The 15,390-nt window shown below is 72.6% G+C and carries 15 protein-coding genes; 7 read left to right on the forward strand and 8 right to left on the reverse strand.

Annotated elements, in window-relative coordinates:
• Positions 1 to 19 precede the first annotated feature (19 nt).
• Complete coding sequence (locus ACI6PP_RS01210; protein WP_421108362.1) at positions 20 to 1,534, forward strand: leucyl aminopeptidase; 1,515 nt, start codon at positions 20 to 22, stop codon at positions 1,532 to 1,534.
• A 334-nt stretch (positions 1,535 to 1,868) separates the two neighbouring features.
• Here ACI6PP_RS01210 and ACI6PP_RS01215 read toward each other — a convergent pair whose 3' ends face one another.
• On the reverse strand, positions 1,869 to 2,828 hold the full coding sequence (locus ACI6PP_RS01215) for a DMT family transporter (protein ID WP_421108363.1): 960 nt from the start codon (positions 2,826 to 2,828) through the stop codon (positions 1,869 to 1,871).
• 24 nt (positions 2,829 to 2,852) lie between these two features.
• Positions 2,853 to 3,206, reverse strand: a complete 354-nt coding sequence (locus ACI6PP_RS01220) for a hypothetical protein (RefSeq protein ID WP_421108365.1) — start codon at positions 3,204 to 3,206, stop codon at positions 2,853 to 2,855.
• 243 nt (positions 3,207 to 3,449) lie between these two features.
• Here ACI6PP_RS01220 and lpdA point away from each other — a divergent pair, with 243 nt between their 5' ends.
• The 3 genes from lpdA to ACI6PP_RS01235 all read left to right on the forward strand — a co-directional run bounded on the left by lpdA (position 3,450) and on the right by ACI6PP_RS01235 (position 7,687).
• Positions 3,450 to 4,829 (forward strand): dihydrolipoyl dehydrogenase, encoded by a 1,380-nt coding sequence (lpdA, locus tag ACI6PP_RS01225; RefSeq protein ID WP_421108366.1) that lies wholly within the window; start codon positions 3,450 to 3,452, stop codon positions 4,827 to 4,829.
• Between the two features lie 42 nt (positions 4,830 to 4,871).
• Positions 4,872 to 6,707 carry a 2-oxoglutarate dehydrogenase, E2 component, dihydrolipoamide succinyltransferase gene (gene sucB, locus ACI6PP_RS01230; protein WP_421108368.1) on the forward strand — a complete coding sequence of 612 codons (1,836 nt, stop codon included), beginning with the start codon at positions 4,872 to 4,874 and terminating at the stop codon, positions 6,705 to 6,707.
• 80 nt (positions 6,708 to 6,787) lie between these two features.
• A complete protein-coding gene (locus tag ACI6PP_RS01235) occupies positions 6,788 to 7,687 on the forward strand; it encodes a TIGR01777 family oxidoreductase (RefSeq protein WP_421108370.1) in 900 nt (299 codons plus the stop codon).
• On the opposite strand, the gene ACI6PP_RS01240 is transcribed toward ACI6PP_RS01235, so the two are convergent.
• Complete coding sequence (locus ACI6PP_RS01240) at positions 7,688 to 8,137, reverse strand: hypothetical protein (RefSeq protein ID WP_421108371.1); 450 nt, start codon at positions 8,135 to 8,137, stop codon at positions 7,688 to 7,690.
• Between the two features lie 70 nt (positions 8,138 to 8,207).
• Between ACI6PP_RS01240 and lipB the strand changes: the two genes are divergently transcribed.
• On the forward strand, positions 8,208 to 8,921 hold the full coding sequence (gene lipB, locus ACI6PP_RS01245; protein ID WP_421108372.1) for a lipoyl(octanoyl) transferase LipB: 714 nt from the start codon (positions 8,208 to 8,210) through the stop codon (positions 8,919 to 8,921).
• On the opposite strand, the gene ACI6PP_RS01250 is transcribed toward lipB, so the two are convergent.
• The 4 genes from ACI6PP_RS01250 to ACI6PP_RS01265 are packed head-to-tail and all read right to left on the reverse strand — an operon-like array spanning position 8,882 to position 12,951.
• Complete coding sequence (locus ACI6PP_RS01250) at positions 8,882 to 10,078, reverse strand: ABC transporter permease (protein WP_421108373.1); 1,197 nt, start codon at positions 10,076 to 10,078, stop codon at positions 8,882 to 8,884. The two genes, lipB and ACI6PP_RS01250, sit on opposite strands and share 40 nt — an antisense overlap.
• Entirely contained in the window at positions 10,075 to 10,956 is an 882-nt protein-coding gene (locus ACI6PP_RS01255) for an ABC transporter ATP-binding protein (RefSeq protein WP_421108374.1), read from the reverse strand. Before ACI6PP_RS01255 ends, ACI6PP_RS01250 begins: the two co-directional genes overlap by 4 nt.
• Positions 10,957 to 11,014: 58 nt before the next feature.
• Complete coding sequence (locus ACI6PP_RS01260) at positions 11,015 to 11,665, reverse strand: response regulator (RefSeq protein ID WP_476712917.1); 651 nt, start codon at positions 11,663 to 11,665, stop codon at positions 11,015 to 11,017.
• Between the two features lie 2 nt (positions 11,666 to 11,667).
• Positions 11,668 to 12,951, reverse strand: a complete 1,284-nt coding sequence (locus tag ACI6PP_RS01265; RefSeq protein ID WP_421108377.1) for a histidine kinase — start codon at positions 12,949 to 12,951, stop codon at positions 11,668 to 11,670.
• Positions 12,952 to 13,028: 77 nt separating this feature from the next.
• Here ACI6PP_RS01265 and lipA point away from each other — a divergent pair, with 77 nt between their 5' ends.
• Positions 13,029 to 14,000, forward strand: a complete 972-nt coding sequence (gene lipA, locus ACI6PP_RS01270; protein WP_421108379.1) for a lipoyl synthase — start codon at positions 13,029 to 13,031, stop codon at positions 13,998 to 14,000.
• A 43-nt stretch (positions 14,001 to 14,043) separates the two neighbouring features.
• Positions 14,044 to 14,736, forward strand: coding sequence for a DUF4191 domain-containing protein (locus tag ACI6PP_RS01275; protein WP_421108381.1), 693 nt, complete (start codon positions 14,044 to 14,046; stop codon positions 14,734 to 14,736).
• A gap of 3 nt (positions 14,737 to 14,739) precedes the next feature.
• Here ACI6PP_RS01275 and ACI6PP_RS01280 read toward each other — a convergent pair whose 3' ends face one another.
• Complete coding sequence (locus tag ACI6PP_RS01280) at positions 14,740 to 15,159, reverse strand: RDD family protein (protein ID WP_421108383.1); 420 nt, start codon at positions 15,157 to 15,159, stop codon at positions 14,740 to 14,742.
• Positions 15,160 to 15,390 lie beyond the last annotated feature (231 nt).

The raw sequence follows: 15,390 nt of genomic DNA on the forward strand, positions 1-15,390 counted from the left end.
GCCCGGATAGGTTGGTTGCATGGCTCCTGCGAAGACTCCCGACCTGTCCCTCGGCTCCGGCAAGGCCGTGTCCACTCGGGCCGACGTGCTCGTGGTGGGCGTCGACCCCGACCTGCGTCTCGTCGACCCCGCCGGTGACGTCGGCAAGGCGTTCGGGCGGGGTCTGGCCGCCACGCTCTCGACCCTCGGCATGAAGGGCAAGCCCGGCCAGGTGGCCAAGGTGCCGTCGGGCGGGGCGGTCAAGGCGGCTCTCGTGGTCGTGGTCGGCCTGGGCAAGGACGAGCCCACCGACGAGGCTCTGCGCCGCGCGGCCGCGCACGGCATCAAGGCGGTCAGCAACGCCGCCACGGTGGCGTTCGCGCTGCCCACGCCGCGCGACTCCAGCGTCCAGGCCATCGCCGAGGGCGTGCTCCTCGGCGGGTACGCCTTCGACCGCTACAAGACCGAGGCCGACGACGACCGTCCGCACGGCGTCACCGTGATCACCGACCGCGCCCGCACGTCCGGCGCGAAGGACGCGCTCGCCCGGGCCGTCGCCGTCTCGTCCGCCGTCTCGCTCGCCCGCGACTGGGTGAACACCCCCGCCGGCGACCTGCGTCCGCCGGGGTTCGCCGACGAGGCCCGCGCGGCCGTCGCGGCGAGCTCGGCGTCGTCCAAGGTCAAGGTGACCGTGTGGGACGAGGAGAAGCTGGCCCGCGAGAAGTGCGGCGGCATCCTCGGCGTCGGCCGCGCGTCGACCGCCCCGCCGCGCCTGGTCACGTTGACCTACAAGCCCCGCAAGGCCGTCGCGCACCTCGCCCTCGTCGGCAAGGGCATCACGTTCGACTCCGGCGGCCTGTCGCTCAAGCCCGGCGCCAGCATGATGACGATGAAGTGCGACATGGCCGGCGCCGCCGCCGTGCTGGCCGCCACCATCGCCATCGCCGAGCTCGGCCTGCCCGTCCAGGTGACGGCGTACGCCGCGATGGCCGAGAACATGGTCAGCGGCGACTCCACCCGGCCCGGCGACGTGCTCACGATGCGCGGCGGCACCACCGTCGAGGTGCACAACACCGACGCCGAGGGACGCCTCGTCCTCGGCGACGCGCTCGTGCTGGCCACCGAGCAGCAGCCCGACGTCATCGTCGACGTCGCGACGCTCACGGGCGCGGCCGTCGTCGCGCTCGGCGACCGCACCGCCGGCGTCCTGTCCAACGACGACGTGCTCCGCCGCCGCATCCCCGAGGTCGCCGAGACCGTCGGCGAGGCGTTCTGGCCGCTGCCGATCACCGAGGAGATCGCCGCCAAGGTGACCACCTCCGACATCGCCGACCTGCGCCAGCACAACCCCAAGCCCGCCGGTGGCACCTTGTTCGCGGCGGCCTTCCTGTCCAAGTTCGTCGGCGACACCCGCTGGGCGCACCTCGACATCGCCGGTCCGGCGTTCAGCGACACGGCCTTCGACTACACCCCCAAGGGCGGCACCGGCTCGTCGGTCCGCACCCTCGTCGCGATCGCCGACGAGCTCGTCGCGGGCGGTCTCGCCGAGGAGTGACGCGGTCGGTGGGACGGTGACGGCGACCTCGGCCAGCGGCCGGGGTCGCCTTCTCGTCTCCCGGGACGAAGGGGCGCGCTCAGCCGGGTGGCGGTGGGTATGGCCCCAGGATCCGCCCGAACGTGGGGCCGTACCCACCGCCAGGCACACACGGGGCGGGGCGCGCCGACGACAGGACGCACCGAGGACGGCACGCGGTGGCGGTGTCCCACCCACCACCGGCGGTGCCCCAGCCACCACGTCGGGGCCGAACGTGGTGGGTCAGCCACCGCCCGGCCGGGCCGGCGGTGGGTATGGCCCCACAATCCGCCCGATCCTGGGGCCGTACCCACCGCTAGACGGGGGCGGGGGCCTCCGGGGCGGCGACGCCGGGGGTGACGGTGGTGCGGCGGGCGCGCTGCTCGTGCAGGGCCAGGCCGGTGACGGACGCGACCACGACCACGAGCCCGAGCCACTGGCTGGCCACCAGGGTGCCGCCGAGGAAGCCGACGCCGACGACGGCGGCCGTGACGGGGAACATCAGCTCGGCCAGGGTGGCGCGGGACGCGGGCGTCGTGCGCAGGCCGCGGTAGTACAGCGTCAGGCCGAGGACGCCGGGCAGGAGCGCGAGCAGGACGAGCAGGTCGAGGTCGGAGCGGTCGATCGTCAGCGGGACGCCGCGGGTCACGGCGATCACCGCGGCCACCAGGAGCCCGAAGACGAAGCGCAGCACGGTGACGTCGCGCGCCCCGAGCTCGGTGCCCATCAGCCGGCCGAGGACGGTGCCGGCCGCCCACAGGGCCGCCGCGCCGACGGCGAGCCCGGCGGCCTGGAGGTTGGTGGCGCTGACGTCGAGGGGGTCGGGGAACGTCATCACCCAGGCGCCGACCAGCGCCGGGACGGCGAACAGCGCGAACCGCGGACGCAGCCGCTCGCCCAGCACCACGGCGGCCAGCAGGATCGCCACCAGCGGCTGCAGCTTCTGCAGCACCTGCGGCGTGATCGGGTCGCCGTAGGCGAACGACGCGGTGAACAGCGTGGTGGCCAGGGCCGAGGAGCCGCCGCCGACGACGACCGCCGACACCTTGGCGCGCGTCGAGACCCGTCCGAAGGCGCGGACCGCGGGGAGCACCCACGGGCTGAGCAGCAGCACGATCACCAGGTGCTCGAGGAAGACGATCGTCGAGGCCGGGTAGGCCGCGGCGAGCGGGCCGCGCATCAGCGACGACGTGCCCCACAGGCAGGCCGCCAGCGCCACGAGGAGGGTGCCGTCACGACCGAGGGGACGGCGCACGGCGCCGAGCAGGCTTGTCACGGGAGACAGCCTAGGTGCCGGTGGTCAGGAGGACCGGCGGCGCTCCTTCTCGGCCTGGCTCTTGCGGTGGTTGTACTCGCGCATGCGCTGGGGGTAGCCGACGACGCCCGCGTCGTAGGTGGGCACGCCGATCTTGTTGGCGAACTCGTGCGCCCACGCGGCCGACGGGACGCGGCGCCGCGTCCACTCGCCGTCCTTGGCCACGAGCAGGAGCGTCACCGAGCTGACGGTGGTGGGCGGCTCGACGAACCCCTCCACGCCGCTGCGGGTCTCGATGAACTGCGCGAGGTGCTCGCGGTCGACCTTCGTCGCGGCGCGGTCGGCCACCGCCGCACCGCCCTCGGTGCGTCCACCCTTGCGTCGTCGGAACCACGCCATCGCCACCGGACTCCCGTCGTCGCACTGCCTGCGCCACCGGGCCGAAGCCGCGTCCGTCGCGAACTCCCGAGTAACCCTGTGACGGTCTAGTGTGCCCTACGCGACCTGACGCGACGGTGTCCGCGGGCTCTCGACCCGCGGGTGTGGCGCGTGGCGCGAAGTGACAAGATGACAAGGCACCACCACCTGCACACCCACCGCGATGGGCGACGATCTCGCCCGCTCGACCGGCCGGAGGCCCGCGTGACAGACACCGCCGAGAACACGTACGACATCGTGATCCTCGGAGGTGGGAGCGGGGGCTACGCGTGCGCACTGCGCGCGGCCCAGCTGGACCTCTCGGTGGCCCTGGTCGAGAAGGACAAGGTCGGAGGCACCTGCCTGCACTACGGCTGCATCCCCACCAAGGCGCTCCTGCACTCGGCCGAGATCGCCGACGCCGCTCGCGAGAGCGAGAACTTCGGCGTCAAGGCCACCTTCGACGGCATCGACATCAAGGGCGTCAACTCCTACAAGGACGGCGTCACCGCCCGCCTCTACAAGGGCCTGCAGGGCCTGATCAAGTCCGGCGGCATCACCGTCGTCGAGGGCGAGGGCAAGCTCACCTCGAAGAACACCGTCCAGGTCGGCGACCAGACGCTGACGGGCCGCAACATCGTGCTCGCCACCGGCTCGTACGCCCGCACCCTGCCGGGTCTCGAGCTCGGCGGCCGCGTGGTCACCAGCTACGAGGCGCTGCGCATGGAGGAGGTGCCCGAGCGCGTCGTCATCATCGGCGGCAGCGTGATCGGCGTCGAGTTCGCGTCGGTCTGGAAGTCGTTCGGCTCCGACGTCACCATCGTCGAGGCGCTCCCCACGCTCGTCCCGCTCGAGGACCCGGTCCTGTCCAAGGGCCTGGAGCGCGCGTTCAAGAAGCGCAAGATCAACTTCAAGACCGGCACCAAGTTCACCGGTGTCGAGCAGACCGACGCGGGCGTCACCGTCTCCCTGGAGACCGGCGAGACGATCGAGACCGACCTGGTCCTCGTCGCCGTCGGCCGCGGGCCGAGCAGCGAGGGTCTCGGCTTCGAGGACGCCGGCGTCACCGTCGACCGCGGCTGGGTGCCCACCGACGAGCGCCTGCACACCAACGTCGAGAACGTGTACGCCGTCGGCGACCTCGTCCCCGGCCTGCAGCTCGCCCACCGCGGCTTCGCGCACGGCATCTTCGTGGCCGAGGAGATCGCCGGCCTCGACCCGATGCCCGTCATCGACTCCGGCATCCCGCGCGTCACCTACTGCGAGCCCGAGCTCGCGTCGGTCGGCCTCACCGAGGCGCAGGCCAAGGAGAAGTTCGACGAGATCGAGACCTACGAGTACAACCTCGGCGGCAACGGCAAGAGCCAGATCCTGCAGACCGTGGGCGTCGTCAAGCTCGTCCGCGAGAAGGACGGCCCCATCGTCGGCATCCACATGATCGGCTCGCGCTTCGGCGAGCAGGTGGGCGAGGCCTCGCTCACCGTCAACTGGGAGGCGTTCCCCGAGGACGTCGCGCAGTTCATCCACGCGCACCCCACGCAGAACGAGGCCCTCGGCGAGGCGGCACTCGCCCTGGCCGGCAAGCCCCTCCACTCGCACGCCTGACCGCCACCCACACCCCACAGACGACGACCAGCAGAGGACACCATGGCCACGCCCGTCAATCTTCCCGAGCTCGGTGAGTCCGTCACCGAGGGCACCGTCACGCGCTGGCTGAAGCAGGTCGGCGACACCGTCGAGGTGGACGAGCCCCTGCTCGAGGTCTCCACCGACAAGGTCGACACGGAGATCCCCTCCCCCGTCGCGGGCGTCCTGCTCGAGATCAAGGCCGAGGAGGACGAGACCGTCGAGGTCGGCGCCGCGCTCGCGGTGATCGGCGACTCCGACGAGGACACCGGCTCGTCCGACGACGGCTCCTCGGCCGACGAGGCGTCCGACGACGCCCAGGCCGAGCCCGAGCCGACCTCGGAGCCCGAGACCCAGGAGCAGCCCGCCGAGCAGACCCCCGCCGAGGAGAGCGAGCCCGCCCCGGCGGCGTCCTCCGGCGGGTCGTCCGAGGGCACCCCCGTGAAGCTCCCCGAGCTGGGCGAGTCGGTCACCGAGGGCACCGTCACGCGCTGGCTCAAGGAGGTCGGCGACGACGTCGAGGTCGACGAGCCCCTGCTCGAGGTCTCCACCGACAAGGTCGACACCGAGATCCCCTCCCCCGTGGCCGGCAAGCTCCTCGAGATCAAGGTCGCCGAGGACGAGACCGTCGAGGTCGGCGCCGAGCTGGCGATCGTCGGGTCGGGTGAGCCCGCGTCCGGCGGCAGCAGCGAGCCGGAGCCCGAGCCCGAGCCGACCCCCGAGCCCGAGCCCGCCCCCGAGCCCGAGCCCACCCCGGAGCCCGAGCCGACCCCCGAGCCCGAGAAGCCGGCCGCGAAGGAGTCCGACGCCGAGCACCACGCGTCGGAGTCCGACGCCCCGGCGCCCAACGCCCGCTCCGAGCGTCCCGGCTCGGCGCAGACGCCGTCGGGCTCCGGAGGGTCGCAGACCCCGTCGGGCTCGAGCGGCTCCTACGTGACGCCGATCGTGCGCAAGCTCGCCAACCAGCACGGCGTCGACCTCGAGGCGATCACCGGCACCGGCGTGGGCGGACGCATCCGCAAGCAGGACGTCCTCGACGCCGCCAAGGCCCAGGACGACGCCAAGGCCGCCCCGGCCCAGGAGTCGGCCCCCGCCGCGAGCACGCCCGCACCGGCCACCAAGGTCGAGCCGTCGCCGCTGCGTGGCAAGACCGAGAAGATGAGCCGTCTGCGCAAGGTCATCGCCACGCGCATGGTCGAGTCCCTCCAGGTCTCGGCGCAGCTCACCACCGTCGTCGAGATCGACGTGACGCGGGTGGCGCGGCTGCGGGCCAAGCACAAGGAGGCGTTCGCGGCGCGCGAGGGCGTCAAGCTCTCGTTCCTGCCGTTCTTCGCCAAGGCGGCCGTCGACACCCTCAAGCAGTACCCGCAGGTGAACTCGACGATCGACATGGACGAGGGCACGGTGACCTACCACGGCGCCGAGAACCTCGGCATGGCCGTCGACACCGAGCGCGGCCTGCTCGTGCCGGTGATCAAGGACGCCGGCGACCTGTCGATCGCGGGCCTGGCCCGCAAGATCGCCGACGTCGCCGAGCGCACGCGTGACAACAAGATCTCGCCGGACGACCTGTCGGGCGGCACCTTCACGCTGACCAACACCGGCAGCCGTGGCGCGCTGTTCGACACGCCGATCATCAACCAGCCGCAGGTCGCGATCCTCGGCACGGGCAGCGTCGTCAAGCGTCCCGTGGTGATCGACGACGCGAACCTCGGCGAGACGATCGCCGTGCGTCAGATGGTCTACTTCGCGCTCACCTACGACCACCGGATCGTGGACGGCGCGGACGCGGCCCGCTTCCTCAGCGCGATCAAGCAGCGCCTCGAGGAGGCCAACTTCGAGGCCGAGCTGGGCTGACACCGCCCCGCAGAGCACGCCACGACGGCGCGGCACCCGACCGGGGTGCCGCGCCGTCGTGCGTCCGGCAGGATGGGTGGATGCGTTTCCTCGTCGGCGGTGCCTCCGGATTCCTCGGGTCCTCGCTCTGCTCCCAGCTCACCGCCCAGGGCCACACCGTCACGCGTCTGGTGCGCCACGAGGCCACCGCGCCCGACGAGTCGCGCTGGGACGCCGCGAAGGGCGATGTCGACGTCGCGCTCGTCGCGCAGAGCGACGTCGTGGTCAACCTGTCGGGCGCCCCGATCGCGCGGTGGCCGTGGTCGGCGTCGTACCGCCGCGAGCTGATGAAGTCGCGTCTCGACGCCACCACCACGCTGGCGCGCGCCGTCGCCGGGGTCACGGGCGACAAGCCGGCCCTGATCTCGGGCTCGGGCATCAACGCCTACGGCACCGACCGCGGCGACACCTGGCTGGAGGAGGACGCCGGCTCCGGCGAGGGGTTCCTCACCGAGGTCGTCGAGCAGTGGGAGGCCGCGACGCAGGTCGCGTCCGACGCCGGCTCGCGCGTCTGCCACCTCCGCACGGCCGTCGTGCTCGACGCCGACGGTGGCGCGCTGCAGCTGATGAGCCTGCCGTTCAAGCTCGGCGTCGGCGGGCGCATCGGATCGGGCAAGCAGTACTTCCCGATCATCACGCGCACCGACTGGGTGCGCGCCGCGATCTTCCTGGCCACCAACCCCGAGACGTCGGGCCCGTACAACCTCACCGCGCCGGTCGACGCCACCAACGCCGAGTTCACGCACGTGCTCGGCGAGGCGCTGCACCGTCCCACCCTGTTCCCCGTGCCGGGCCTGCCGCTGCGCGTCGGCCTCGGCGAGCTGTCCGGCGAGCTGCTGGGCTCCAAGCGGGCCTACCCGAGGCGCCTCCTCGACGCCGGGTTCGTCTTCGAGCACGGCGACCTCGAGACGCTCGTCAGGGCCGCGCTGCACCAGGACTGATCAGCCCGCCACGCGCACCGACGACTCCACGCGCCACCCGCCGTCGGTGAGCCGGAGGACGACGCGACGGTCGGTCGCACCGTCCCGGGGCAGCCGGTGCCACCGGCCGTCGCCGTCGCGGGCGCCGACCGGCTCGAGCCGGTCGACCACGTCGAGCACCACCCGGCGGTCGGTGCGCGACACCTCCGACGCGCGCAGCACGCGCACCCGCACGGGGCCGAGGGCCAGGCCGCGCCGCCGCCAGTCGGCCATCACGGCGGCGTCCTCCTCGGCGAGCCCCGTGCCGGCGACGTAGACCCCCTCCAGCATCGACGGGTCGCGCCGCGCGAACGCGGCGCTGCGCACGAGGTCGAGGTGGTCGAGGGTGGCCGTCCACGGCCCGGGCGCGGGGGACGGCGCGAGCAGCGCGATCGCCCCCACCACCTGCGCGATCGGCGAGACGACGTCCATCGGCCCAGCCTGCCCCAGACGGCCGCGACGCGTCGGGCTCCGTCCACAGGCGGCGGCGTACGCTGGCGAGGTGCCTCTGACGATCCAGCGCGTGGGCCTCGGCAGCGAGGTCGTCGACTACGAGCAGGCCTGGGAGCGGCAGCGCGAGCTGCACGCCGCCGTGGCCGACGGGAGCGGCGACGACACCGTCCTGCTGCTCGAGCACCCCCCGGTCTACACCGCGGGCAAGCGCACCGAGCCGCACGAGCGGCCCGTCGACGGCACGCCGGTGGTCGACGTCGACCGCGGCGGCAAGATCACCTTCCACGGCCCCGGCCAGCTCGTCGGCTACCCGGTGGTGCGCCTGGCCGAGCACGTCTACGTCGTCGACTACGTCCGCCGCCTCGAGGAGGCGCTGATCCGGGCGGTCACCGACCTCGGGCTGACCTGCGGACGGGTCAAGGGCCGCTCGGGCGTCTGGCTGGCGGCCGACCACCGCGGGCCCGAGCGCAAGCTCGCCGCCATCGGCGTGCGCGTCTCGCGCGGCGTCACCATGCACGGCTTCGCGCTCAACTGCGACATCGACCTCGACTGGTACGACCGCATCGTCCCGTGCGGGATCGCCGACGCCGGCGTCACCTCGCTCAGTGCCGAGCTGGGACGCCGGGTCGGCGTGGAGGAGGCGGCCGGGGCGGTCGAGCCGCACCTGCGCGAGCTGCTCGCGTGGGCGCCGTTCGACCGCTCCCCCGACGTGCCCGACGCGCCTCAGCCTGCGGTGTCGGTCATGTGGAACGCCTCGCGGTAGCCGATCTTGCGACCGGTCTGCAGCAGCGTCCGCTCGTAGAGCCGGGTGCCCACCCGGACGAACACCACGGCCGCGAGCACGGTGACCCCGATCGCGACGCCGATCTGCCACAGCGGGACGTCGCCCTGCGCGATCCGCCCCGGCATCGTCATCGTCGAGACGATCGGCAGCATCGACATGACCTCGGCGACCTTGTCGCTGGCGAAGATCGACACCATGTACGGCACCAGCAGGATCATCTGGGCCGGCAACGTCGTGGACTGCAGGTCCTGCTGGCTGCCGGCCATCGCGCCGGCCACGGACCACAGGCTCGCGAGGGCGACGAAGCCCAGCACGAACAGCGCGACGTACCACCCGACGGCCGGTCCGACGCTCGCGACGAGCCCGCCCTGGCCGGTGAGGTTGAGCCCCACCATCGCGACCGCGACGAGCAGGACGACCTGGCCGAGCGCGAGCACCGTGTTGCCCGCGATCTTGCCCCAGAGCATCGCGCGGATCGGCACGGCGGCGGCGAGGATCTCGACGACCCGGCTCTCCTTCTCCTGCACCACGCTCTGCGCGATCGACATGCCGAACCCGAGGGCCGTCACGAAGAAGATGATGACGAAGCCGAACGCGATCGCGCTCTCGCCGTCGCTCTGCGCCGCGTCCGGGTCGAGCAGCCGCTGCTCGAGCTCGGAGCCCTGCTGCAGGGCGGAGACCTCGACGCCCGCGTCCGCGGCGTTGGAGGCGAGCGCCTCGGCCGCCACCGAGGTCGCGAGGGCGGCGCGCAGCCCGGAGTCGACCTCGTCGTCGCCCACCACCTCGTACCCGTCGTCGGTGGGCAGCAGCGCGGCGTCGACGTCGCCGTCGCGGACGGCCGCCTCGGCGGCGGAGGCGTCGTCGAACGACCGGGCGTCGACGGTGTCCTCGGACCCTCCGCTCGCGCGCAACGCCGTCTGGGCCTGGTCCACGACCCGCGTGGCCGCCTGGTCGGTGACCGCGACGTCGTAGTCGTCCGACGACCCGCTGAGGAACGAGGAGACGACGAGCGCCACCACGAGCAGCGCCAGGCTGAAGCCGACGCCGGCGAGGAACGTCTTGTCCTTGAGCTTGGTGCGCAGCTCGCGCTCGGCGACGAGGCGCCAGACCGGCGTGCTGCCTGTGGGGGTGCTCATGCGATCGACTCCTTGTAGATCTCCGAGAGGGGACGGACCACCGGTGCGAACTCGGTGACCGGGTGCTTGGCGTGGACCGCCGTGAGCAGGTCGGCCGGCTCCAGCCCCGCCAGCTCGACCAGGGCCGTGGAGCCCTCGGCGTCGAGCACGTGGACGCCGTCCAGCTCGCGCAGCCAGCCCGAGTCGCCCTCGCCGAGCCCGATCCGGTAGCGGACAGGTCCCTGGCGGCGCAGCGACTCGGCGTCGCCGGCGGTGACCACGCGGCCGTCGGACAGGATCACGACGTCATCGCAGAGGCGCTCGACGAGGTCGAGCTGGTGGCTGGAGAACAGCACGGGCACCTCGGCGGTGACCTCCTCGCGGAGCAGTCCCACCATCGAGTCGACGGCGAGCGGGTCCAGGCCGCTGAACGGCTCGTCGAGCACCAGCGCGATCGGCCGGTGGACGAGCGCCGCGGCGATCTGGACGCGCTGCTGGTTGCCGAGCGACAGCGTCTCGAGGACGTCGCCGACGCGCTCGGACAGCCCCAGCCGCTCCAGCAGCTCGGACGCGCGGGCGACGGCGTCGGACTGGGAGAAGCCGTGCAGCCGGGCGAAGAAGACCAGCTGGTCGAGCACGGTCATCTTCGGGTACAGGCCGCGCTCCTCGGGCATGTAGCCGAACGAGCGGCGCTGCTCGCGGGTGAGCGGCGCGCCGTCCCACAGGACGTCGCCCGACGACGGGCCGAGGACGCCGACGATCATCCGCATCGTGGTGGTCTTGCCGGCACCGTTGGCCCCGACGAAGCCGGTCAGGCGACCGGGGCGCACGTCGAAGCTCACGGCGTCGACCGCGGTGCGGTCGCCGAACCGGCGGGTCAGGGAGGTCACGCTCAACATGCCTCGAGCCTAGGGACGACAGGTGGTGCGGCGCGTCAGCCCGAGGGGTGAACGGGCATCAGTCGCTGGACGGACCCACCAGGCCGGTCTCGTAGGCCAGCACGACGGCCTGGACGCGGTCGCGGGCGCCGGTCTTGGCCAGCACGCGGGACACGTGGGTCTTGATCGTGGCGCCGCCGAGCACCAGGTGCTCGGCGATCTCGCCGTTCGACATGCCCCTGGCCATCAGCACCAGCACCTCGCGCTCGCGCTCGGTGAGGTCGGCGAGCGCCGCGTCGTCGACGACGGCCGGCGGCGCGGCGGCGTAGCGCTCGATCACCCGACGGGTCACCTGCGGCGCGAGCAGCGCGTGCCCGTCCGCCACGCGTCGGATGGCCGCGACCAGCTCCTCGGGCTCGCTGTTCTTCAGCAGGAAGCCGCTCGCGCCCGCCTGCAGCGAGTCGAACAGGTAGTCGTCGCGGTCGAAGGTGGTGAGGATGACGACCTTGGCGTCCAGCTCGTCGACCACCTGGCGCGTCGCGGCGATGCCGTCCGTGCCGGGCATCTGCACGTCCATCAGGATGACGTCGGGCCGCAGCTCGCGGGCGCGGGCGACGGCCTGGTCGCCGTCGGCCGCCTCGCCGACCACGGTGATGTCGTCCTCGGTGGCGAGGATCATCGCGAACCCCTTGCGGATCAGGTCGTGGTCGTCGACCAGCAGGACCTCGATGCTCATGCGCGCTCCTCGCTCACGGGCACGCGGACGCGTACCCGGAACCCGCCCTGCGGACGGGGCCCGATCTCGTGCGAGCCGTCGTGCAGCGCGGCGCGCTCGCGGATGCCGCGCAGGCCGAAGCCGCCCTCGACGCCGCGGCGGACCGACGTCGGCGCCGTCCGCGGGCGGCCGTCGTCGAGCACCTCGACCTCGACGGCGCCCTCGTCGCCGTCGATCCAGCGCACCACCACGTCGGCGCCGCGGGCGGTGGAGTGCTGGCGCACGTTGGACAGTGCCTCCTGGACGGTGCGGTACAGCGACAGCGACACCGTCGAGGGGACCTCGAAGGGGTGACCCACCTCGCGGTAGCGCACCTCGAGCCCCGCGTCGCCCGTCCGGGCGGTGAGGGTCCCGAGGTCGCCGAGCCCCGGCTGGGGCTCGCGGTCGTCGCCGTCGTCGGTGCGCAGCAGCGACACGAGCCGGTGCATCTCCTGGACGGCGCTGCGGCTCGACCGCTCGATGGTGCCGAGGGCCTCGCGGGACGCGTCGGGGTCGCGCTCGAGCAGTCGGCGCGCGCCGGCGGCCTGGATGCCGATGCCGCTGACGTGGTGGGCGACGACGTCGTGCAGGTCGCGGGCGATGCGCAGCCTCTCGTCGGCGACGGCCCGCTGCGCGCTGAGCTCCTGCTCGCGCCGCAGCTCCTCGGCCTGCTCGAGCAGCTCCTGGCGCTGACGCGCGCTGCGCCACGACACGATCCCCCAGGCGATGGCGCCGAAGAAGTAGCCGACGTTGATGATCAGCGTGATCACCACGATCGAGAAGCCCGGCGAGAACAGCCCGGGGCTGTCGGCCGGCGCCTCCGGCATGTCCTGGTTCGTGACGAGCAGCGCCCCCACCCAGACGAACATGCCGACCACGACGACCGCGCTGACGACCGCGAGCCGCAGGCGGTGCCGCGACCACGCCCACGCCGAGTAGAAGGCGATGAACACGCCGACCTGCACCGCGACCGACGCCGACAGCGTGGCCGACTGCTCGCCCAGCACGTAGAAGAACGCCGACGACGCGACCAGCACCGCGACCGGGTAGCGACGGCGCACGGCCAGGACGGCGACGCCACCCACGCTGAGCAGGTAGCCGCCGATGCCGCGCCAGCCCATGTCGACGTCGGACTGGACGCTGTGCATCAGCTCGGTGGAGAACAGCGCGAACACCATCAGGCCGGCGGCGAGGAGCACGTCGTTGCGCTGCTGCAGCGGGGTCGGACGGGCGCGGTCCCAGCCCTCGTCGATGGTCAGCACGTGTGCAGCGTAGGGCGTGACACAGGCCTCCGGCGTCCACCTGTGGGTGGACGCCGATCGCGGCGTAGGCTGACGGAGTGACGATCGCACCCGAGGGACGCAAGCTGCTCCGGCTCGAGGTCCGCAACGCCGAGACGCCGATCGAGAAGAAGCCGGAGTGGATCAAGACCAAGGCCAAGATGGGGCCGCAGTACACCGAGCTCCAGGCGCTGGTGAAGGGCGAGGGCCTGCACACGGTGTGCCAGGAGGCCGGCTGCCCCAACATCTTCGAGTGCTGGGAGGACCGCGAGGCCACCTTCCTCATCGGTGGCGAGCAGTGCACCCGTCGCTGCGACTTCTGCCAGATCGACACCGGCAAGCCCGAGGACCTCGACCGCGACGAGCCCAGGCGCGTCGCCGAGTCGGTCCGCACGATGGCGCTGCGCTACGCCACCATCACCGGCGTCGCCCGCGACGACCTGCCCGACGGCGGTGCGTGGCTCTACGCCGAGACGGTCCGCAAGATCCACGAGCTGAACCCCGGCATCCGGGTGGAGAACCTGATCCCGGACTTCAACGGCATCCCCGAGCTGCTCACCGAGGTCTTCGAGTCCCGTCCCGAGGTGCTCGCGCACAACGTCGAGACGGTGCCGCGCATCTTCAAGCGGATCCGTCCGGCGTTCCGCTACGAGCGCTCCCTCGACGTCATCACCCAGGCCCGCGACTTCGGCCTGGTGACCAAGTCGAACCTGATCCTCGGCATGGGCGAGACCCGCGAGGAGGTCTCGCAGGCCCTGCGCGACCTGCACGGCGCCGGCTGCGACCTGATCACGATCACCCAGTACCTGCGCCCGTCGCCCCGGCACCACCCCGTCGAGCGGTGGGTCAAGCCCGAGGAGTTCGTCGAGCTCAAGGACGAGGCCGACCAGATCGGGTTCCAGGGCGTCATGTCGGGCCCGCTGGTGCGCTCGTCGTACCGCGCCGGGCGCCTGTACCAGCAGGCGATGGCCGCCCGCGGTGTCGAGATCGACCTCGACACCCCCGCCCCCACCCTGGTCACGGGGTCCTGATCCTGGCTCGATGAGCCGGGGGCGACCGGCGTACTCTGGGCGCATGTCGACCGCCGCGAACGAGCCCCCGAAGGGACGCCTGCGCCAGCTGCGCCAGGCGTACCGCGTCACCAAGCAGTACGACCGCTTCATCGGCCTGGTCCTGCTCGCGACCTTCCTGCTGGTCGGCGCCGTCGGGTTCGTCGTGGGCTGGCTGCTGTTCCACTGGATCTTCGGCATCGTCCTCGGCCTGATGTTCGGCCTCCTGGGCGCGCTGATCGTCTTCGGACGCCGCGCCGAGAAGGCCGCCTACCGCCAGGTCGAGGGGCAGGTGGGCGCCGCCGCGGGCGCGCTCAACATCCTCAAGCGCGGATGGTCGGTCAAGCCGGCCGTCGGGTTCACCAAGAGCCAGGACGTCGTGCACCGCGTCGTCGGCAAGCCGGGCATCGTGCTCGTGGCCGAGGGCAACCCCAACCGCGTCCGCAACCTGCTCGCGGTCGAGAAGAAGAAGCACGCGCGCATCGCCGGCGACGTCACGATCACCGAGGTGGTCGTCGGGTCGGGCGACGGCCAGGTGCCGCTGCCCAAGCTCGTCAAGCACGTCCGCAAGCTGCCCAAGGCACTGCCGCCGGCGCAGATGACGCCGCTGCTCAACAAGCTCAAGGCGCTCGACGCGATGCGTCCCCAGGCGCCGGTGCCCAAGGGCCCCGTCCCCACGAGCGCCCGTGGCGCCCGCAAGATGATGCAGGGCCGCTGAGGCTCAGCCCCTCGCCGGCACCCGCGGCGTGACGACGGCCTCGGTCAGCACGTCCTGCAGGCCGCGGCCCTCCTTGTTGGTGACGAACGCGGGCACCACCAGGCACACCAGCAGAGTGCGCAGCGCCGCGCGCGGCAGGCCGATCGGGGCCCCGTCGGGCCCGACGACGACGACGCCGAGCAGCCGCTTGCCCACGCTGAAGCCGAGCAGGCCGGTCAGCAGGGTGACCTCCAGCCAGAAGGCGAGCAGGGGGTACCACGAGCTCGACTGCTGGGCGCCGTAGACCGGTGTGGCCGTGAGCAGCGAGACGGTCAGCAGCGCCACGAACCAGTCGATGACCAGGGCGCCGATGCGTCGGGGCCAGCTCGCCACGACCGGGGCGCTGGAGGAGGCATGGGCGTCGTCTGCGGCGGGTGCGGGCACCCCTCCAGCGTAGGCCGCGCCACGACGTCGGTCGGGTCGGCCACCGCGCCCCCTCGGCGACGACCTCGTAACATGTGCGAAACAGTGGGGACATGGCCTCGACACGACCCTTGCCTAGGTTCGCTGTCGGGTGATGACCTCACCAGCGGACGGGTCTGCCCCGCTCCGTCGCCACGGTGCAGCGCCGCACCTTCGAACCCGTTCCCAGACGGTCGGGCACGTCCCGGCCGA

The organism is Solicola agrisoli (genome assembly GCF_049059935.1).
Taxonomy (GTDB): domain Bacteria; phylum Actinomycetota; class Actinomycetes; order Propionibacteriales; family Nocardioidaceae; genus JAURVT01.

What these genes read in the sequence shown, in the direction of transcription:
- ACI6PP_RS01210 (WP_421108362.1), top strand. Translation starts at nt 20, where the DNA reads ATGGCTCCTGCGAAGACTCCCGACCTGTCCCTCGGCTCCGGCAAGGCC.
- ACI6PP_RS01220 (WP_421108365.1), bottom strand. Translation starts at nt 3,206, where the DNA reads ATGGCGTGGTTCCGACGACGCAAGGGTGGACGCACCGAGGGCGGTGCG.
- sucB (WP_421108368.1), top strand. Translation starts at nt 4,872, where the DNA reads ATGGCCACGCCCGTCAATCTTCCCGAGCTCGGTGAGTCCGTCACCGAG.
- ACI6PP_RS01235 (WP_421108370.1), top strand. Translation starts at nt 6,788, where the DNA reads ATGCGTTTCCTCGTCGGCGGTGCCTCCGGATTCCTCGGGTCCTCGCTC.
- ACI6PP_RS01240 (WP_421108371.1), bottom strand. Translation starts at nt 8,137, where the DNA reads ATGGACGTCGTCTCGCCGATCGCGCAGGTGGTGGGGGCGATCGCGCTG.
- ACI6PP_RS01250 (WP_421108373.1), bottom strand. Translation starts at nt 10,078, where the DNA reads ATGAGCACCCCCACAGGCAGCACGCCGGTCTGGCGCCTCGTCGCCGAG.
- ACI6PP_RS01255 (WP_421108374.1), bottom strand. Translation starts at nt 10,956, where the DNA reads ATGTTGAGCGTGACCTCCCTGACCCGCCGGTTCGGCGACCGCACCGCG.
- ACI6PP_RS01275 (WP_421108381.1), top strand. Translation starts at nt 14,044, where the DNA reads ATGTCGACCGCCGCGAACGAGCCCCCGAAGGGACGCCTGCGCCAGCTG.